The 18,368-nt window shown below is 73.3% G+C and carries 18 protein-coding genes and 3 tRNA genes; 11 read left to right on the forward strand and 10 right to left on the reverse strand.

Features of this window, described 5'->3' with window-relative positions; translation table 11 throughout:
* Positions 1-140: 140 nt before the first annotated feature.
* Both KSNIM_RS25725 and KSNIM_RS25730 read left to right on the forward strand, forming a co-directional pair.
* Positions 141-213, forward strand: a tRNA-Asn gene (locus KSNIM_RS25725).
* Between the two features lie 46 nt (positions 214-259).
* Positions 260-332 (forward strand) — tRNA-Asn (locus KSNIM_RS25730).
* 124 nt (positions 333-456) lie between these two features.
* On the opposite strand, the gene KSNIM_RS25735 is transcribed toward KSNIM_RS25730, so the two are convergent.
* Complete coding sequence (locus KSNIM_RS25735) at positions 457-1,200, reverse strand: trypsin-like serine peptidase (RefSeq protein ID WP_263105500.1); 744 nt, start codon at positions 1,198-1,200, stop codon at positions 457-459.
* A gap of 270 nt (positions 1,201-1,470) precedes the next feature.
* On the opposite strand from KSNIM_RS25735, the gene KSNIM_RS25740 reads away from it, so the two are divergent.
* Positions 1,471-1,544: transfer RNA gene (locus KSNIM_RS25740), tRNA-Ile, on the forward strand.
* A gap of 448 nt (positions 1,545-1,992) precedes the next feature.
* Here KSNIM_RS25740 and KSNIM_RS25745 read toward each other — a convergent pair.
* The gene (locus KSNIM_RS25745) at positions 1,993-2,802 is read right to left on the reverse strand and encodes a polysaccharide deacetylase family protein (protein ID WP_263105501.1); all 810 of its coding nucleotides are present in this window, start codon (positions 2,800-2,802) and stop codon (positions 1,993-1,995) included.
* A gap of 302 nt (positions 2,803-3,104) precedes the next feature.
* On the opposite strand from KSNIM_RS25745, the gene KSNIM_RS25750 reads away from it, so the two are divergent.
* The 3 genes from KSNIM_RS25750 to KSNIM_RS25760 all read left to right on the forward strand — a co-directional run bounded on the left by KSNIM_RS25750 (position 3,105) and on the right by KSNIM_RS25760 (position 5,402).
* Positions 3,105-3,590, forward strand: a complete 486-nt coding sequence (locus KSNIM_RS25750; protein WP_263105502.1) for a hypothetical protein — start codon at positions 3,105-3,107, stop codon at positions 3,588-3,590.
* Positions 3,591-3,751: 161 nt separating this feature from the next.
* Positions 3,752-4,450, forward strand: a complete 699-nt coding sequence (locus KSNIM_RS25755) for a class F sortase (protein ID WP_263105503.1) — start codon at positions 3,752-3,754, stop codon at positions 4,448-4,450.
* A 22-nt stretch (positions 4,451-4,472) separates the two neighbouring features.
* Positions 4,473-5,402, forward strand: a complete 930-nt coding sequence (locus tag KSNIM_RS25760) for a 1-aminocyclopropane-1-carboxylate deaminase/D-cysteine desulfhydrase (RefSeq protein ID WP_263105504.1) — start codon at positions 4,473-4,475, stop codon at positions 5,400-5,402.
* Here KSNIM_RS25760 and KSNIM_RS25765 read toward each other — a convergent pair.
* Together KSNIM_RS25765 and KSNIM_RS25770 are read right to left on the reverse strand one after the other, a co-directional pair.
* Complete coding sequence (locus KSNIM_RS25765; RefSeq protein WP_263105505.1) at positions 5,389-6,927, reverse strand: LCP family protein; 1,539 nt, start codon at positions 6,925-6,927, stop codon at positions 5,389-5,391. The genes KSNIM_RS25760 and KSNIM_RS25765 overlap by 14 nt on opposite strands.
* Positions 6,928-7,106: 179 nt before the next feature.
* Entirely contained in the window at positions 7,107-7,553 is a 447-nt protein-coding gene (locus tag KSNIM_RS25770; RefSeq protein ID WP_263105506.1) for a MarR family winged helix-turn-helix transcriptional regulator, read from the reverse strand.
* Between the two features lie 99 nt (positions 7,554-7,652).
* Between KSNIM_RS25770 and KSNIM_RS25775 the strand changes: the two genes are divergently transcribed.
* The gene (locus KSNIM_RS25775; RefSeq protein ID WP_263105507.1) at positions 7,653-8,672 is read left to right on the forward strand and encodes an NADP-dependent oxidoreductase; all 1,020 of its coding nucleotides are present in this window, start codon (positions 7,653-7,655) and stop codon (positions 8,670-8,672) included.
* 364 nt (positions 8,673-9,036) lie between these two features.
* Positions 9,037-9,531, forward strand: a complete 495-nt coding sequence (locus KSNIM_RS25780; protein WP_263105508.1) for a DUF3145 domain-containing protein — start codon at positions 9,037-9,039, stop codon at positions 9,529-9,531.
* 131 nt (positions 9,532-9,662) lie between these two features.
* Here the strand turns inward: KSNIM_RS25780 and fabF are convergent, their stop codons facing one another.
* The 5 genes from fabF to KSNIM_RS25805 all read right to left on the reverse strand — a co-directional run bounded on the left by fabF (position 9,663) and on the right by KSNIM_RS25805 (position 14,639).
* The gene (gene fabF, locus KSNIM_RS25785) at positions 9,663-10,931 is read right to left on the reverse strand and encodes a beta-ketoacyl-ACP synthase II (protein ID WP_263105509.1); all 1,269 of its coding nucleotides are present in this window, start codon (positions 10,929-10,931) and stop codon (positions 9,663-9,665) included.
* A gap of 116 nt (positions 10,932-11,047) precedes the next feature.
* Entirely contained in the window at positions 11,048-11,290 is a 243-nt protein-coding gene (locus tag KSNIM_RS25790; protein WP_030267568.1) for an acyl carrier protein, read from the reverse strand.
* A gap of 92 nt (positions 11,291-11,382) precedes the next feature.
* A complete protein-coding gene (locus tag KSNIM_RS25795; RefSeq protein WP_263105510.1) occupies positions 11,383-12,414 on the reverse strand; it encodes a beta-ketoacyl-ACP synthase III in 1,032 nt (343 codons plus the stop codon).
* Positions 12,411-13,352 (reverse strand): ACP S-malonyltransferase, encoded by a 942-nt coding sequence (locus KSNIM_RS25800; protein ID WP_263105511.1) that lies wholly within the window; start codon positions 13,350-13,352, stop codon positions 12,411-12,413. The genes KSNIM_RS25795 and KSNIM_RS25800 overlap by 4 nt, the downstream gene beginning before the upstream one ends.
* A gap of 90 nt (positions 13,353-13,442) precedes the next feature.
* Positions 13,443-14,639, reverse strand: coding sequence for a helix-turn-helix domain-containing protein (locus tag KSNIM_RS25805; RefSeq protein ID WP_263108114.1), 1,197 nt, complete (start codon positions 14,637-14,639; stop codon positions 13,443-13,445).
* 266 nt (positions 14,640-14,905) lie between these two features.
* Here KSNIM_RS25805 and KSNIM_RS25810 point away from each other — a divergent pair, with 266 nt between their 5' ends.
* Positions 14,906-15,682: a pirin family protein gene (locus tag KSNIM_RS25810; protein ID WP_263105512.1), complete on the forward strand. Its 777-nt coding sequence runs from the start codon at positions 14,906-14,908 to the stop codon at positions 15,680-15,682.
* 221 nt (positions 15,683-15,903) lie between these two features.
* Here the strand turns inward: KSNIM_RS25810 and KSNIM_RS25815 are convergent, their stop codons facing one another.
* Complete coding sequence (locus KSNIM_RS25815; protein WP_263105513.1) at positions 15,904-16,737, reverse strand: serine hydrolase domain-containing protein; 834 nt, start codon at positions 16,735-16,737, stop codon at positions 15,904-15,906.
* Between the two features lie 107 nt (positions 16,738-16,844).
* On the opposite strand from KSNIM_RS25815, the gene KSNIM_RS25820 reads away from it, so the two are divergent.
* Together KSNIM_RS25820 and KSNIM_RS25825 are read left to right on the forward strand one after the other, a co-directional pair.
* On the forward strand, positions 16,845-17,363 hold the full coding sequence (locus tag KSNIM_RS25820) for a MerR family transcriptional regulator (RefSeq protein WP_411543776.1): 519 nt from the start codon (positions 16,845-16,847) through the stop codon (positions 17,361-17,363).
* Positions 17,360-18,364 (forward strand): aldo/keto reductase, encoded by a 1,005-nt coding sequence (locus KSNIM_RS25825; protein WP_263105514.1) that lies wholly within the window; start codon positions 17,360-17,362, stop codon positions 18,362-18,364. Before KSNIM_RS25820 ends, KSNIM_RS25825 begins: the two co-directional genes overlap by 4 nt.
* Positions 18,365-18,368: the final 4 nt, after the last annotated feature.

Raw genomic sequence — 18,368 nt, forward strand, 5'->3', positions numbered from 1 at the left:
GGGGCGGGGCCCACCCGCGGGCGGCTGCCGCGGTGGCCGGGGGAAAGCGATTGGCGGACCACCCCCCTCAGTGCGCTAATGTATGTCCCGCAGCGAGCGCCGAGAACCCGGGAGAACCGGGGGTCGAGGCGGAAGCTCGATCCCCCATAGCTCAATTGGCAGAGCAGCCGACTGTTAATCGGCAGGTTATTGGTTCGAGTCCAATTGGGGGAGCTCCGGACGGCCCCTGCGGCCGCCCGTTCGTTTGCAGTAACAGCATTCCCCCATAGCTCAATTGGCAGAGCAGCCGACTGTTAATCGGCAGGTTATTGGTTCGAGTCCAATTGGGGGAGCTTCACCCGGAGTGTTGGGTGATCAGCGCAGAGCGAGGGCCCTCCGGCACAGCCGGGGGGCTTTCGTGTTTCCCGGGCCCCGCCGGGGGAGATCGGGGGCCGGGGGCCGGGTCGCCCGCCGGGCTCAGGCGGTGGCCCGGCGGTAGAGCGCGGCCACCCGGTCGTCGAAGGTCACGCTGTAGGAGACCTCGTCCTCGTAGCCGCCCTGCTGGTAGCCGCCGATCACGCCGACCACCGAGCCGTCCTCAGTGAGCCAGGGACTGCCGCTGGTGCCGACGCTGTAGCCCGTGCAGCGGAAGCTCTCCTGGGTGGGGCTCTGCGAGGCCGTCCGGGTGGTGCAGGTGATCGGCTCCTCGCTGTCGTTCGGGTAGCCGGTGACCGAGACCGGCAGGCCGAAGCCGCGGCCGGTGCCGAGCCGGTTGCCGCCGAGCACGTCCTCGATCTCCTGCCCGTCGACGTCGGCGACGGTGAGGAAGGCCACGTCGTACTCCGGGTCCTCGGAGTCCGTCCAGTGCTCGTCCACGGTGATCCCGGTGAGCGGCCAGACGCCGTGCGGGGTGCGGCCGTCCCGGAAGCCGGGGGCGAAGACCAGGCCCTCCTCGCGTCCCCGGTCGAGGGTCTCCACGCAGTGCGCGGCGGTCACCAGCAGGTTGTGCCGCGGGCTGCTGACCACGCTCGCGGTGCACATCCGGGGGCCGTCGGCGCTGCCGAGGAAGAGCGCGCCGATCCGGTCGCTCGCGGGGTCCCGTGGGGCCGGGTGGGAGCCGGGGGTGTCCGGGCCGCCCCCGGGCCAGGCGCAGGAGGCGGTCGCCCAGCCGACGGCCGCCAGCAGCAGTGCCAGGGCACCGGTGCGCCGCCTGCCTGCCATCAGCCTGTCTCGCTTCCCTCGCCGCCGAGCCGCGGATGCCGGCCCCTTCAAGATCTAATCAGGACCCTGCCGGGGCGCGCCAGAGATGGCGGAGGGGCCGGCCACCGGGCGTCACGGGCGGCGGGCGGCAGCGGCGGGAGTGCGCGGGCGTACCCGGATGCGCACCCGGCGCGCATTCCGACTGATCGACCGGCTATGCTGCCGGTGACGGCCCTGAGGGGCCGTCTGCTGCTGCAAGGGCCTTCGCGCCGATGCGGCAGGCCGGATCGGGGGGCGGTAGCTCAGCCGGTTAGAGCAGGGGACTCATAATCCCTTGGTCGTGGGTTCGAGTCCCACCCGCCCTACCTCCGACCCGACGGCCGGTCAGCCCCGAAGGGTGCCTGACCAGGCGAAACACCCAGGCCGGCGACTCTCACTCTAGAGCACCGCACGGCCCGCGGGCCGCACACCACGCCGGGATTCACCCGCCCGTGCATGTCGGTCGGGGCCGCTGCCGGACAGGGATCCGAATCGGCTGGCGAACCGTCACCCACTGCCCTCCGCCCGTACCGTGTCGGAGAGTTCCGGTGCGACTGCTCCCGCTCCTCGAGGCCGTGGGCTCAGCGCTCGGTGTCCGCCGGAGCCCAGGGCAGGCAGAACCGCGTCCTCGGGCTGCAGCAGAGCCTCGGAGCCTTTCGGGCCGGTGGCAGGCGGGTCGAGGGCGGCACCGGCCGTGCGCATGCCGGAATCGGGCTGGACGGGGAGCCGCTCCGCACAGTGGCCGATGCGGGCGTCCGGGGACTGGAGTGCGGGCTACTTCGGGGCGGTGAAGCGGTAGCCCTCGTCGAGGAGGACGGGGAGGTAGGTGCGCAGGGCGGCGATGGTCTGGGAGCGGTCGCCGCCGCCGTCGTGGTTGAGGACGATCGAGCCGGGGCCGATGGTCTGCAGGACGCGCTGGGTGATCAGGGAGGTGCCGGGGCGGGCCCAGTCCTGGGGGTCGACGGACCAGCCCATGGGACGCATGCCGAGTTCGGCGCAGATCCGCAGGGAGGCGTCGGACCAGTCGCCGCCCGGGGCCCGGAACCAGGTGGGGGTGCGGCCGGTGGTGTTCCCCAGCAGGTCGGAGGTGCGGAGCAGCTCGTCTCGGACCGTGCTGTCGGGGATGCCCCGCAGGTCCGGGTGGCTCCAGGTGTGGTTGGCGATGTGGTGGCCGCGGGCGGCGATCTCGCGGACGAGCGCGGGCTGCCGGGCGGCGTTCTCGCCGATCAGGAAGAAGGTGGCGCGCAGCCGGTACTGCTCCAGGATCGACAGGACGACGGGGGTGTGCACCGGGTCCGGTCCGTCGTCGAGGGTGAGCGCGACCAGCCGGTCGTCGGCGGCGAGCGAGAACAGCGGATTGCTCACCTTGCGGGGCTGCGCGGGTACCGGCCCCGAGGCGGGGCTCGCCGCGGCGGAGGAGGACGGGGGCGCGGGTGGTGCGCTCGACCCCGGGGGAGAGGCGGGCTCGGAGGGCAGGACGCCGGCCGGCACCGCTCCGTCGCCGCCGTCGTGCGAGGCCAGCTGGCACCCGGCCGCGGAGAGCAGGCCCATCCCGGCGACGCTCAGCAACAGCCGGCGGGACATGATCTGATGATGTGACAGCATGACGGATGCATGCCCGAGGCTGCAGCGATGGCGCGCCGATTCCCGCAGCTACACCCCAACGGCCCAGTGGCCGCCCCGGACGGACCCGTGCCGCCCCGGTCGCGACACTCCGGCGCACGCTGGCGGGACGTCCGCGTGACGGTCCGCGGACCCCTCGCACGGCCACGACCTGCGGTGGCGGTCTGACGGTGTGTGAACCACGGTGGTCACGGCGCGTCCGCGATCCCTTGCGCCGGCACCGAGGCCGGCTGTCGCACGGAGGCGCCGGAAGGAAAACCCCCATGCTGCCCAAGCGCATCCTCTTCGCCGGAGCGGCCGGCGCCGCCGCCCTGGCCATCGCGATCCCGGCCGCCTACGCCGACCCGCCCACTGGTCCCGGGAGCGACGACCAGAGGGTGTGGCAGGAGCAGGCCCCCGTCGAGAAGGCTCCCGAGAAGGCACCCGGCTCGACCGCCGAGCAGAAGTCCGCGCCCGAGGACCACAAGGCCGACACGAAGTCGGACAGCAAGTCCGAGAGCACGTCCGACATGAAGTACGAGAGCAAGTCGGACAGCAAGTCCGAGAGCAAGTCCGAGGGCAAGGACTCCGGCAAGGAGACCACGGCCGAGGGCTCCTGGGCGGACAAGGCCCCGCACGGCGGCGTCCACACCGGCGGCGGCGGGATCGCCCTCTCGGGCAGCGGCCTGGCCACCGGCGCCGCGCTGCTCGCCGGCGGTCTCGGCGTCGGCACGGTCGCCCTGCGCCGCCGCCGCGGATCCGAGGCCTGATCCCGGCCCGGTAGCACCACCCCCTGCGGCGCGGTCCGACCCCGCGGACCCGCCGCCCACCGGCCGCGTCCGGCCGTACCCGCCCCGGAAGCCGGGCACGGCCGGACGCGTCCTTCCCCAGGACCAGCAGGACCCGCAGCACCCCGTGAGAGGCGGCCGTCATGGGCCAGCAGACATCCGGCACCGGTGAAGGGCCCGCGGGCAAGGACCCCGGCCGCAGCCCGCTGCGCTGGGCGATGGGCCTCGCCGCCGTCGGGGTGTTCGTCATGTACCAGTCCGTGGAGACCACCCCCGCCGCCCCCCGCTCCGTCGACGGCGGTCCGGCGGCCGTCGCCAGTGCGAGCCCCGTGCCCACCGCGCCGCCCTCCCGGACGACCCCGGCCACGCCCGTGATGTCCCGTTCCAAGCCAGTGAAGCTGCGCATCCCGCAGCTCTTCGTCGAGGCCCCCTTCACCGAGCTCGGTCTCACCCCGACCGGCGGCCTGGCCGCCCCGCCGGCCGACGACCGCAACCTCGTCGGCTGGTACAATGACGGCCCGACCCCCGGCGAACGCGGCCCCGCGGTGGTCGCCGGGCACGTCGACACCACCAAGGGCCCGGCGGTCTTCCTCATGCTGTATGTGCTGCGTCCCGGCAATCCCGTCGAGGTCACCCGCGCCGACGGCTCGGTCGCCGTCTTCACCGTCGACTCGGTGCAGACCTTCGCCAAGAACGCCTTCCCCGACCAGCTGGTCTACGGCGACACCCCGGACGCCCAGCTGCGGCTGATCACCTGCGCCGGCGAGTACAACCGGGCCACCCACGACTACGCCGACAACGTCGTGGTCTTCGCCCACCTGAGCTCCACCCGCCCGGCCTGACGGCGGCCCCTATCCTGGCGGGATGCTGCTGCCAGCCGACCTGCCGACCCCGCTCACCCCGGTCGAGGACCCGGTGCTGGCCCGGGCCGGCGTCGAACTCCGGCTGAAGCGCGACGACCTGCTGCACCCGACGGTGCCGGGCAACAAGTGGCGCAAGCTCACGCCCAATCTGGAGCACGCGCTCGCCGAGGGGCACACCCGGCTGGTCACCTTCGGCGGCGCCTACTCCACCCACCTGCGGGCCACCGCCGCCGCGGCCCGAGCGCTCGGGCTGTCCTCGGTGGGCATAGTCCGCGGCGAGGAGCTCGCCGACCGGCCGCGCAACCCCTCGCTGGCGGCGGCCGAGGCCGACGGGATGGAGCTGGAGTTCGTCACCCGCGGCGCCTACCGGGAGCTCGTCCGCGACCGGGGCCGGCCGACGGTGCGGCGGTGGGGGCGCTGCCTGGTGCTGCCCGAGGGCGGGTCCAACGCACTGGCCGTGCGGGGTACCGTGGCTCTGCCGGCCGAGCTCGGCGACCTGGACGAGCGCGACACGGTGTGCTGCGCGGTCGGTACCGGCGGCACCCTGGCCGGCATCGCGGCGGGCCTGCCGCCCGGGGCACGGGCGCTCGGGGTGGCGGTGCTGCGCGGCGAGGGCTACCTGGAGGAGGAGGTGGCCGCGCTGCACCGGGCGGCGTACGGGCGGACCTTCGCGAACTGGCGGATCGACCACGGCCACCACGGCGGCGGGTACGGGAAGGTGCCCGCCGCGCTGGAGGAGTTCGCGGCCGGTTTCGGCGAGCGGCACGGGATCGGTGTGGAGCGCCGGTACGTGGCCAAGGCGCTGCAGGCGGTGTACGGGCTGGCCGGGACGGCGGTGCTGCCGCCCGGCAGCCGGGTGACCCTGGTGGTCACCGGACTGCCGGACGGTGCCGCTGCGCCGCCGCCGGGCTCCGCGGTCAGCCGTAGCTGAGGTCGGCGCAGAGGTCGCTGTCGGCGGGCCGGGTGTTCGAGGAGATGCCGGTGGGGATTCCGCTCGGCAGCACGACCGGGCCCGAGGTGTCGCCGGACGCGTGGTCCTGGCCGAGCGTCAGGACGAGTCCGTCGGCGTCGGCGTCGGGCCGGACGGTGGCACCCGGGTACAGCGCGGCGAGCTGTTCGGCGGCGGCCTTGTGGCCGGACGAGTAGCCGACCGTGGTGGTGGTCCGGCCCTTGGTGTTGGCGCCGAGCACGACCTCGCGGTAGCCGTGCGCCTTCAGCGCCGTCGCGGCGCGGCCCGCGGTGCCGGTGGCGCCGGAGGCGTTGTGCACGGTGACCGGTACGGCGGTGGCATCCGGTCCGGCCGCGCCGGTCTGGCCGGGGACGGCGGAGGACGGGGAGGGGGACGGCGTGGGCGCGGCCGGGACGGAGGGCGTCGCGGTGGTCGCCGGAGCAGCGGTGGGGGCTGCGGTGGTGGCCGGTGCGGTGGCCCGGCCGTCGAGGGTGCGGTCCTGGCGGAGCAGTTCCCAGAGGGTGTCGACGTCCGGGTGGACGAGCGCGACCCGGGCACCCGCGTACTCCCAGGGCACGGTGACGAAGGAGATGTCCGCCAGCTTGATGTCCTGGAGCGACTGGGCGAAGGTGGCCAGCTTCATGGCGCTGCCGAGCTCCTGGTCGACGGTGAGCGAGCGGGTCGCGGCGTCGGCGAGCGGCAGCAGCGTGGTGAGGTCGAAGCCCCGCCCCTGGATCTTCTTGATGAGCGAGGAGAGGAAGGCCTGCTGGCGCTTCATCCGGCCGATGTCGGAGCCGTCGCCGAAGCCGTGCCGGGCCCGGACGTAGTCGAGCGCCTGCTGGCCGCTGAGCGTCCGGCGGCCCTTGGTGAGGTGTATGCCGTAGGAGTCGACGTCGTTGGGGACGCACACGTCGACGCCGTGCACCGCGTCGGTCATGGCGGCGAAGCCCTTGAAGTCGACGACGACCGTGTGGTCCACCCGCAGGCCGGTGAGCGCCTCCACGGTGTTCTGGGTGCAGGCCGGGTTGCCCTGCGGGTACAGGCCGACGGTGAAGGCCGAGTTGAACATCTGGTTGAGGCGCTCGCTCGTCCAGGTGCCGTTCGGCAGCTTGCACGGCGGGACGGTGACCAGGGTGTCGCGGGGGATGGAGACGCCCACCGCGTGCTTGTGGTCGGCGTAGACGTGCAGCAGGATCGCGGTGTCCGAGTGGCCGACGCCCTCGTCGCCGCCGCCGAGGTCGCCGTTGCCGTCGGAGCGGGTGTCGGAGCCGAGCAGCAGGATGTTGACCGGGCGGCCGCCGCCCGCGGCGGTGGGGCCGGCCGGGGGCCGGCTGGTGGCGATGCCGTCCGCGGAGAAGGTGCTGATGTTCTGGTCGAGGCGGTGGTAGAACCAGGCTCCCGCGCCCGCGGTCGCCAGGACCAGGACGGCTGCGGTGGCGCCGGCGATCCGCGCCAGGCGGCGGCCCGTCCCGCGGGAGGCCGCGGCCGGCCCGCTCTTGTCGGTCATCACACAGTTGCTCTCTGTACGGCCGTGCCCGGCCCGGAAGGGTATTGGCCGGCACTCCTGTGTGCCCCCACCACTGAGACGGCCCGGCGGGCCGTTCGGTTACACGCGGACCCGATCGGATACGGCCGTTTCCGGTCCGGAACCGATCGGGTCGCCCCCTGCGTGAGGTGCTGCGCCCGTCAGGCGGGCGGTACCGCGCCGGCCAGCATCCGGCGGAGCAGGTCGCGCAGCTGGATCCGCTCCTCGGGGTCGAGGGCGGCGAGCGGCTCGCGGGCGAAGTGCAGCGACTCGCGCAGCTCCACCGAGGCGGCCGTGCCGGAGCCGGTGGCGGCGACCAGCTTGACCCGGCGGTCCTGCGGGTCGGCCTCACGGGTGACGAACCCGCGCGACTCCAGCCGGTCGACGATGCCGGTGATGTTGGACGGCTCGCAGCTCAGGGTCTGCGCGATGTGGCGCATCGGCATCGGCCCGCGCCGCAGCAGGGCGAGCACCTTGGCCTGGGCGCCGGTGAGCGAGCGGGCGGCGGCGGCCTCCTCGTACTCGCGGTGGAAGATTCCGACCAGGTTCGCCATGAGGTCGGTGACCTCCAGCGTGACCGGGTCCGTGGGCGGCTGCTGCGTCTCCATGCCCTCCACTGTACCTGAACATTTGACAACCTGAACTATTCGTGTCCACGATTGCTTCAGTAACTCAACCTTTCAGGTGGATGCACCACGGAGGCAGCAATGGCAGAGCAGGCGATCCCCACCACCGGCCGCGAGTGGCACCTGGCGGCGCGCCCCGTCGGCCGGCCCGTTCCGAGCGACTTCGCACTGGTCGAGGCGCCCGTCCGGCAGCCCGGTCCGGGCGAGATCCTGGTCCGCAACGCCTACCTCTCGGTCGACCCGTACATGCGTGGCCGGATGAACGACGTCAAGTCCTACGTCCCGCCGTTCGCGATCGGCGCGGCCATGGACGGCGGCGCGGTCGGCTACGTCGTCGCCTCCGCCGCCGAGGGCTTCGCGGTCGGCGACGCCGTGCTGCACGGCCTCGGCTGGCGCGAGTACGCCACGCTGCCCGCTGCGCAGAGCGTCAAGGTCGACCCGGCCCTCGCGCCGCTCTCGTACTACCTCGGCGTGCTCGGCATGCCCGGCCTCACCGCCTACGCGGGCCTGCTGGAGGTCGCCTCCTTCAAGGAGGGCGACACCGTCTTCGTCTCCGGCGCGGCCGGCGCGGTCGGCTCGCTGGTCGGCCAGATCGCCCGCCTCAAGGGCGCCGCCCGCGTCATCGGCTCGGCCGGCTCCGCCGAGAAGGTCGCCACCCTGACCGGCTCGTACGGCTTCGACGCCGCCTTCAACTACAAGGACGGCCCGGTCGCCGAGCAGCTCGCGAAGGCCGCTCCCGAGGGCATCGACGTCTACTTCGACAACGTCGGCGGCGACCACCTGGAGGCCGCGATCGGCGCCCTCAACCCGCACGGCCGGGTCACCCTGTGCGGCGCCATCGCCCAGTACAACGAGACCTCCGCGCCGGCCGGCCCGCGCAACCTCGCGCTCGCCATCGGCAAGCGGCTGAACCTGCGCGGCATGCTGGTGCGCGACCACGCCGCCCTGCAGCCGCAGTTCGTTGCCGAGGTGGCCGGCTGGCTGAAGGACGGCAGCCTGCGCTACGACGAGACCGTGGTCGAGGGCGTCGAGAACACTGCCGAGGCCTTCCTCGGCCTGCTCCGCGGGGACAACACCGGCAAGATGGTCGTCAAGCTCTGACCGGCTGACGCCGCCTCACCACCACCCCCGCGGGCCGTCGCCCGCGGGGGTGGTCGGCGTATCGGCCCGTCGGCCCGGGAGGTGCGAACGGCCTGGTCGCAAGTCCGACAGGGCGTCAGCACCGGTCCCTGCGGCGGGTGATGGTGCGCCCCCGGACGGAATAGGTCCGTTCGGGGGAGAGCGGGTGCAAGGGGGTGGACCTCATGGGGGATTCGACTAGCATTGGGTGAAAGCTTGTCCGTTTTGCTCAATTTGATTACCTAATGTCGAGTAAGTTGAGCTTCACGGTGGTCATCAGCACCTGCCGGCGGATGGCACGAGGCAGCTGGGGAAGGCGACCCTCGTCCACAGCCTGGAGGTCCCGGTGACGACACGTGGTGTCCTGTACATCCACTCCGCGCCCCGCGCGCTGTGCCCGCACGTCGAGTGGGCGGTCGCAGGCGTGCTCGGCGTGCGGGTCAGCCTCGACTGGATCCGCCAGCCCGCCGCGCCCGGGCACTGGCGTGCAGAGCTCTCCTGGCAGGGCGAGCCCGGCACCGCCTCGCGCCTGGCCTCGGCCCTGCGCGGCTGGCAGCTCATCCGGTACGAGGTCACCAGCGACCCCTGCGCGAGCGCGGAGGGCGAGCGCTACAGCTCGACCCCGAGCCTCGGCATCTTCCACGCCGTCACCGGCATCCACGGCGACATCCTGATCCCCGAGGACCGGCTGCGGGCGGTGCTGCTGCGCGCCCGCACCGAGGGCGGCGACCTGGAGGCCGAACTCGCCCGGCTGCTCGGCAAGCCCTGGGACGACGAGCTCGAACCCTTCCGCTACGCCGGCGAGGGCGCTCCCGTCCGCTGGCTGCACCAGGTGGTCTGAGCAACGGCACCCACGCACGCCGAAGGGGCGCGGGGGCCGCGCGGACCGTTCGGGCGGATGCCTCGCCCTGCCGGTCCGCGCGGTTCCCCGCGCCCCTCCTGTTGCCGCTACCTGTGCCGAGTGAGCGATTCTCAGACGGTGCGGAAGGCGAGGACCACGTTGTGGCCGCCGAAGCCGAAGGAGTTGTTCAGCGCCGCGATCCGGCCCTCGGCGGGCAGCTCGCGCGGCTCGCCGCGGACGATGTCCGCCTGGACGTCGTCGTCCAGGTCGTCCACGTTGATGGTCGGCGGGGCCGTGCGGTGGTGCAGCGCCAGCACGGTCGCCACGGTCTCGATGCCGCCGGCGCCGCCCAGCAGGTGGCCGGTCATCGACTTGGTCGCCGAGATGGCCACGTGCTCCAGGTGCTCGCCGAGCTCCTTCGAGAGGGCCTTCACCTCGGCGGTGTCGCCCTGCGGGGTCGAGGTGGCGTGCGCGTTGACGTGCACGATCTCGGCCTTGTCGAGGTCGCTGCGCTCGAACAGGTCGGCGATCGCCCGGGCGACACCGGCACCGGTCGGCTCCGGCTGGGCGATGTGGTGGGCGTCCGAGGACAGGCCCTGGCCGACGGCCTCGCAGTAGACGCGGGCACCGCGGGCGGCCGCGTGCTCGGCCGACTCCAGCACCACGACGCCCGCGCCCTCGCCGAGGACGAAGCCGTCCCGGGCCTTGTCGTACGGACGCGAGGCGCGCTGCGGCTCGTCGTTGTTCTTGGACATCGCCATCATGTTGGCGAACGCGGCGATCGGCAGCGGGTGGATCGCCGCCTCGGTGCCGCCGGCCACCACGACGTCGGCGCGGCCGGTGCGGATCATCTCGATCGCGTAGCCGATCGCCTCGGCGCCGGAGGCACAGGCGGAGACGGGGGTGTGCACGCCGGCGCGCGCGCCGACCTCCAGGCCCACGTTGGCCGCGGGGGAGTTCGGCATCAGCATCGGGACGGTGTGCGGGGAGACCTTGCGGACGCCCTTGTCCTTCAGCACGTCGTACTGGTCGAGCAGGGTGGTCACACCGCCGATGCCGGAGGCGATCACGGCGCCCAGGCGCTCGGGCGCGAGCTTCGAGGACTCGTCGGTGGCCGGGGTGTCGAAGCCCGCGTCGGCCCAGGCCTCGCGGGCGGCGATCAGCGCGAACTGCGCCGAGCGGTCCAGCTTGCGGGCCAGCGGACGCGGCAGCACGTCACCCGGGTCCACCGCGGTGCGCGCGGCGATCCGGACGGGCAGGTCCGCGGCCCACTCCTCGGTCAGCGCGCCCACGCCGGAACGGCCCTCCAGCAGGCCCTCCCAGAACGAGGCGGCGTCGCCGCCCAGCGGCGTGAAGGCGCCGATACCCGTGACTACCACGGTGCGGTTTTCAGCGGTCACTGGTTCTTCTTCTCTCACGTGTGCAAGGGGTGGCGGAGGGGCCGTGGGGGGACCGGCCGGCCGGGGCTGGGTGCGCCCCGGCCGACCGCAGGCAGCCGGACTGGCCGGCCGCGGGCTCAGCTGTTGGCGAGGATGTAGTCCACCGCGTCGCCGACGGTCTTGAGGTTCTTGACCTCGTCGTCCGGGATCTTCACGTCGAAGCGCTCCTCGGCGGCCACGACGACCTCGACCATGGACAGCGAGTCGACGTCCAGGTCGTCGGTGAAGGACTTGTCGAGCTCGACGTCCTCGGTCGGGATGCCGGCGATCTCGTTGACGATCTCGGCGAGACCTTCCAGAACCTCGTCCTTGGTAGCCATAGCGGCTGCTCCTCTTCGGGTGTTGACAGCGAGCGGTCCGGCGGACCGTCGCGGGTTTTCAGGGGGGCGCGGGCGCCCTGGGAGAGTGACGCCTAGGGGAGAGTAACGACTGCGGCGGCGTACACGAGACCCGCCCCGAAGCCGATGATGAGCGCGAGGTCGCCGCTCTTGGCCTCGCCGCTCTCCAGCATGCGCTCCATCGCCAGCGGGATGGAGGCCGCCGAGGTGTTGCCGGTCTCGGCGATGTCGCGCGCCACCGGCACCGACTCGGGCAGCTTCAGCGCCTTGATCATGGCGTCGGTGATGCGCATGTTCGCCTGGTGCGGGATGAAGGCACCCAGCTGGTCGGCGGTGATCCCGGCGGCGTCCAGCGCCTGCTGGGCCACCTTCGCCATCTCCCAGACCGCCCAGCGGAAGACGGACTGACCCTCCATCCGCAGCGCCGGCCACTTGGCCTCGTCGCCGACGCCGTTGACGGCGTCCTCCTTGGCGAACGCGGTGTCCCAGGCCTGGGTCTGCGAGATGACGTCGCGCTGCGAGCCGTCCGAGCCCCATATCACCTTGCCGATGCCGGGGGTCTCGGACGGGCCGACGATCGCCGCGCCCGCGCCGTCACCGAAGATGAAGGCGGTCGAGCGGTCGGAGGTGTCGGTCAGGTCGCTCAGCCGCTCCACGCCGATGACCAGCACGTACTCGGCGCCGCCGCCGCGCACCATGCCGTCGGCCAGGCCCAGGCCGTAGCCGAAGCCCGCGCAGGCGGCCGAGATGTCGAAGGCCGGGGCGGTGCCGCAGCCCAGCCGGTCCGCGATCTCGGTGGCGATCGCCGGGGTCTGCTTCAGGTGCGAGACGGTGGCCACGATCACGCCGCCGATCTGCTCCGGATTGATCCCGGCCTGGGCGATCGCCTTGCCGGCGGCCTGCACCGACATCTCGGCGACGGTCTCCTCCGGGCCGGCCCAACGGCGCTCGGCGATGCCGCTGCGGGTGCGGATCCACTCGTCCGAGGACTCGATCCAGTTGAGCACCTCGGCGTTGGGAATCACCCGGACGGGGCGGTAGCCGCCGACGCCGTGGATGCGCGAGTACGCGGCACCGGTGGCCGGCTTGATCTGGGGCGCTGTCATCCGTTGTTCTCCTGAGCGCCGTGCTCGGCGACCAGCCCGCGGGCCTTGTCGAGATCGGCAGGGGTCTTGAGGGCCAGCGTCGCCACGCCCTTGAGGTTGCGCTTGACCAGGTTGGTGAGGGTGCCGGCGGGCGACAGTTCGATCACTGCCGTCGCGCCGAGCTGCTGGAGGGTCTCCATGCACAGGTCCCAGCGGACCGGATTGGACACCTGCGACACCAGCCGGGCCAGGACCTCGGCCCCGGAGGCGACGACACCGCCGTCCCTGTTGGAGACGTACGCGACGGCCGGGTCGGCCACCGTCAGGGTCGGCGCCAGCTTCTCCAGCCGGGCCACACCCGGGGCCATGTGCTCGGTGTGGAACGCGCCCGCCACCTTCAGCGGGATCAGCCGGGCGCCGGCCGGCGGGTCCGCCTTCAGCGCCTCCAGCTGCTCCAGGGTGCCGGCCGCGACGATCTGCCCGCCGCCGTTGTTGTTGGCCGCGGTCACGCCGTGCTCGGCGAGCTTGGCGGCGACGACGTCCGGCTCGCCGCCGAGGACGGCGGTCATGCCGGTCGCGGTCACCGCGGCGGCCTCGGCCATGCCCAGGCTGCGCTCGCGGACGAACACCAGGGCGTCCTCGGCGTTCAGCACGCCGGCCAGCGCGGCCGCGGTGATCTCGCCGACGCTGTGGCCGGCCACGCCGCCCACCACCGAGCGGAAGTCGGAGCCGGCGAACAGCTCGGCGGAAGTCAGCAGACCGGCGGCCACCAGCAGCGGCTGGGCCACCGCGGTGTCCTTGATCTCTTCCTCGGAGGCCTCGGTGCCGTAGCGGACGAGGTCGAGACCGGCGACCTCGGACCACTGCCGCAGCCGGTCGGCGGCGCCGTCCAGCTCGAGCCAGGGGCTGAGGAATCCGGGGGTCTGAGCACCCTGTCCAGGGGCGACGATTACGAGCACGGTTCAACCCTCTCTCGCCAGGCACCCGTGGACGGGTAGGCGACGACAACGAAGAAAAGCACGCCGGGTTGTGCAGTCCCTACAGCGCGGTCAGGCCTGGTCGGCGACCGTTCCGAGACGGCCCAGCGCAAGGGCGATGCGCAGGGTGAACGCCGAGCGCACGTCCGAGGGAGCATAGCCCGTGACGTCAGTCACACGACGCAGCCGGTAGCGCACGGTGTTGGGGTGGACGAAGAGCATCCGCGCCGCCCCCTCCAGCGAGGACGCCTGCTCCAGGTAGACACTCAGCGTTTCCAGGAGTGCCGACCCCGCTTCGTCCAGTGGTGTGTAGATCTCCTCCACCAGCTGCCGCCGTGCCGCCTGGTCCCCGGCCAGCGCGCGCTCCGGCAGCAGATCGTCGGCCAGCACCGGCCGCGGCGCGTCCGGCCACGCCGCGCACGCCCGCAGCCCGGCCGCCGCGGCCTGCGCCGAACGCGTCGCCGACAGCAGGTCCGGCACGCTCGGACCGACCACCACCGGGCCCGGCGCGAACTGCCCGATCAGCGCCTTCGCGGTGTGCACCGGCTCCTTGTCGCCGCCCACCACCACGACCAGCCGGCGGCCCAGCACCCCCGTCAGCACCTGCAGCTTGGCGTACCTGGCGGCCCGTCGGATCGCCTCGACCACCGCCTCGCTGTCCCCGTCCGGGGCGCTGCCCATCACCACCCGCACCTGGCTCGGCGACCCCCAGCCCAGCGCGGCCGCCCGCGACAGCACGCCCTCGTCCGCGTCGCCGGACAGCAGCGAGTTCACCACGAGCGCCTCCAGCCGGGCGTCCCACGCACCGCGGGCCTCCGCCGCCTGTGCGTACACCTGGGCCGTCGCGAAGGCGATCTCCCGGGCGTACACCAGCACCGACTCGCGCATCCCCGCCTCGTCGCCCGGGGCGGCCACCTCCTCGATGGCCTCCTCCATCACCTCGATGGTGGTGCGGATCAGCTCCACGGTCTGCCGCAGCGTGATCGCCCGGGTCAGCTCGCGCGGCGCCGTCCCGAACACGTCCGTGGAGATCGCCTGCGGCGCCTCCGGATGCCGGTACCACTCGGTGAACGCCGCGATGCCGGCCTGCGCGACCAGCCCGATCCACGACCGGTGCTCCGGCGGCATCCGCCGGTACCAGGACAGCTGGTCGTCCATCCGGGCGATCGCCGCGGTCGCCAGCTTGCCCGAGGACTTCTCCAGCCGCTTCAGCGTCGCCGAGCGCAACTCGGCCCGCTCGGCTGCCAGTCTGCGCTCCTGCGCGGTCAGCCGACCCCCTCTCGGAGGGCGCGGCGACTCCCCGGCCGGCACCGCCTTGCGGGCGGTGGCCTTCTTGTCGGCCCTCGTACTGTCGGCCCTCGAACTGTCGGGCTTTGCGCTGTCGGGCTTTGCGCTGTCGGGTTCTGCTGAAGCGGCTGGCACAGGAACAAGACTGCCTCACCGCACGCCGTGCTCGTGCACACCCCCCGCCGGTCGTACCCGGCGCGCCGGGCCGCACCGGCCACCCGCCGGGCCGTACCGGCTACCGTGAGCGGGTGACCGAGACCCGAGACCGCGGCCGTGCCGACCTCCGCCGGGCGCCCGAGCGCTACCGCTCCACCCCGGCCGAGGGCATCGAGACCCGGCACTCCTTCTCCTTCTCCGGGCACTACGACCCGAAGAACACCCACTTCGGCGCGCTGCTCGCCTGCAACGAGGAGACCCTCGCCCCGGGCGCGGGCTTCGACGAGCACCGCCACCGCGACACCGAGATCCTCACCTGGGTGCTGGAGGGCGCGCTCGCCCACCGCGACGCCGACGGGCACGCCGGGGTCGTCCGGCCCGGCATGGTCCAGCACCTCAGCTCCGGCTCCGGGACCAGCCACACCGAACGCAACCTCGGCGGCGCCACGGTGCCCGTCCGCTTCGTCCAGATGTGGCTGCAGCCGGACACCTTCGGCACGCCCCCCGCGTACGGCCTGCGGCGGGTCGAACCCGCCGAGGACGGACTCACCCTGCTCGCCTCCGGTCTGGCACGTGACGAGGCGTCGGACGCCCTGCGGTTGCGCCGCTCCGACGCCGCCCTGTACCTCGTGAGCGCCGGCCCGTGGCAGCCGCTGCCCGCCCTTCCCGAGGCGCCCTACCGGTACGTCCACCTCACCGCCGGCTCGCTCGGCTACCGGACCGTCCCCGGCCCGCACGGCGCCGGCCGCTCCCTCGAACCGGGCGACTCCGTCCGCATCACCGGCGACGCCTTCACCGACCCCACCGCGGGCCCGGACGGCGCCGAACTCCTGCTGTGGGAGATGCACTCACCGCTGCAGTTCGGCTGACGCCGGGCCGACCACTCCGGGACGCGGGGAGCCGGGTGCACCCCTACGGCGTGTCTTCAAAGGCGATCGTGCAGCCACAGGGGCGCGTGGGGGCACCTCCCGGCCGAAGGCTGGGGGAGAACCGCGCACCTCGGATGCGGACCGCCGTACAAGTACGGGCTCGGCCCGTGTCACTACGGTGCCCCCCACGCGTCTGGTGGTGCACCCCGCGCGGTCCTGCTTCAGCCGCGGAGATCGGCGAGGACGGCGTCGGTGAAGATCGGCCAGACCTCGGCGGCCCAGGGGCCGAAGTCACGGTCCGTCAGGGCGACCGCGGCGACGCCGGCGGCGGGGTCGACCCAGAGGAAGGTGCCGGACTGGCCGAAGTGGCCGAAGGTCCCCGGCGAGCTGGTGGTGCCCGTCCAGTGCGGGTCCTTGGTGCCGCGGATCTCGAAGCCGAGCCCCCAGTCGTTGGGCCGCCGGTGGCCGAAGCCGGGCAGAACGCCGCCGAGGCCGGGGAAGGCGACCTCGCGGGTGGCCCGGTGCACGGTGGTCGGGTCGAGCAGCCGCGGCGCCTGGAGCTCGGCCGCGAACAGGACGAGGTCGGCCACGGTCGACAGGCCGCCCGCGCCGGCCGGTGCCCGGTGCGCGGTGTTGATCAGGGTGGCGTGCATCCCGAGCGGCCGGAAGACGGCCTCCTGCGCGTACTGCGCGAACGGGATGCCCGAGGCCTTCTCCAGGGTGTCGGCGAGGACGTCGAAACCGGCGTTGGAGTAGAGCCGGCGGGTGCCCGGCGCGGCCATCACCCGGTGCTCGTCGAAGGCCAGTCCCGAGGTGTGGGCGAGCAGGTGACGGACGGTCGAGCCCTCGGGCCCGGCCGGGTCGTCGAGTTCGAAGACGCCCTCCTCGACGGCGACCAGAGCGGCGTACGCGGACAGCAGCTTGGTCACGGACGCCAGCGGGAACAGGTGCTCCTGCGTCCCGTGCGCGCCGAGCACCGCCCCGTCCGCGCCTCGTACCACCGCCGCCGCCGCGTTCGGCACCGGCCAGTCCTCGATCATCCGCAAGCTCTGCATGCGCCGACCATAGCCGCCCGCCGGGTGCCGCCGCGTGACAGGCTTGCTTGGAGTGCACTCCAACTCAGTAGCGTCGTAGCCGTCGCCGACCACCGAGGAGGCCTCCCGTGGCACCGCCCGTCCGCTCCGCGCCCGTTCTCGCCGATCCGCTCGCCTGCACGCACGAGGTCGAGCCGGCCGGGCCGGTGCGCAGCGAGTGGCACACGATCAGCGAGGTCTCCGCGACCACCGGCCTGACCGCGCACACCCTGCGCTGGTACGAGCGGATCGGCCTGCTCGACCCGGTGGACCGCTCGCACTCGGGGCAGCGCCGCTACAACGGGGCCGACCTGGCCCGGCTGGCCTTCCTGGGCCGGCTGCGGCTGACCGGAATGCCGGTGGCGGACATGCTGCGCTACGTGGAGCTGGTCAGGGAAGGCGACCACACCATGGGCGAGCGGCACGACATCCTCGTCGCGCAGCGCGAGGAGGTCCGGCAGCGGATCGCGGATCTGCACGCCACGCTCGCCGTGCTCGACCACAAGATCGACCTCTATTCGTCCAGCATCCCCGGCGACGGCGCGACCGGCCCCTCGGCCGGCGCCGCCCCCGCGGACGCGTCCGGCAGGAAGCAGAAGAGCGCATGACCCTCCCCACCGCACCGCTCGGCACCAACGGCCCGGTCGTCGGCATCCAGGGCCTCGGCTGCATGGGAATGAGCGAGTTCTACGGCCCGACCGACACCGAGGAGGCGCTGGCCACCCTGGACTCCGCGCTCGACCTGGGCGTCACCCTGTTCGACACCGCCGACATCTACGGCTCCGGCCGCAACGAGGAGCTGGTCGGCCCCTTCGTCCGGGCCAACCGCGACCGCGTCGTGCTGGCCACCAAGTTCGCCATCGAGCGGCGCGCCGACGACCCGACGTACCGGGGCGTGCGCAACGACCCGGCGTACATCCGCAGTGCGGTGGACGCCTCGCTGCAGCGGCTCGGCATCGACGTGATCGACCTCTACTACATGCACCGCCGCGACCCGCAGGTGCCGCTCGCCGAGTCGGTGGGCGCCATGGCCGAGCTGGTGCGGGCCGGCAAGGTCCGCCACCTCGGCCTCTCCGAGGTCACCGGCGACGAGCTGCGCGAGGCGTACGCGGTGCACCCGATCGCGGCCCTGCAGTCCGAGTGGTCGATCTTCTCGCGGGACGTCGAGCGCACCGCCGTCCCCGCCGCCGCCGAGCTCGGAGTCGCCTTCGTGCCGTACTCGCCGCTCGGCCGCGGCTTCCTGACCGGCGCGTTCACCGCCGCCGAGCAGCTGAGCGCGGACGACTACCGCCGCTACCACCCGCAGTTCTCCGGTGCGAACGCGGCGGGCAACGCGGCCCTGGTGGCGCCGATCCAGAAGATCGCCGCGGAGCGCGGCACCACGGCGGCGCAGGTCGCGCTGGCCTGGGTGCACCAGCGGGCCGAGGTGCACGGACTGACGGTGGTGCCGATCCCCGGCACCCGCAAGCGGAGCCGGCTCGCGGAGAACGTCGCGGCGGCCGAGCTGCGGCTGACCGCGCAGGAGCTCGCCGAGCTGGAGCCGATCGCGGGCCTGGTGACCGGCAACCGCTACGCCGACATGTCCTCGACCTCGGCCGGCCGCGAGTAGTCCG

It is taken from the genome of Kitasatospora sp. DSM 101779, from assembly GCF_025655475.1.
GTDB lineage: Bacteria > Actinomycetota > Actinomycetes > Streptomycetales > Streptomycetaceae > Kitasatospora.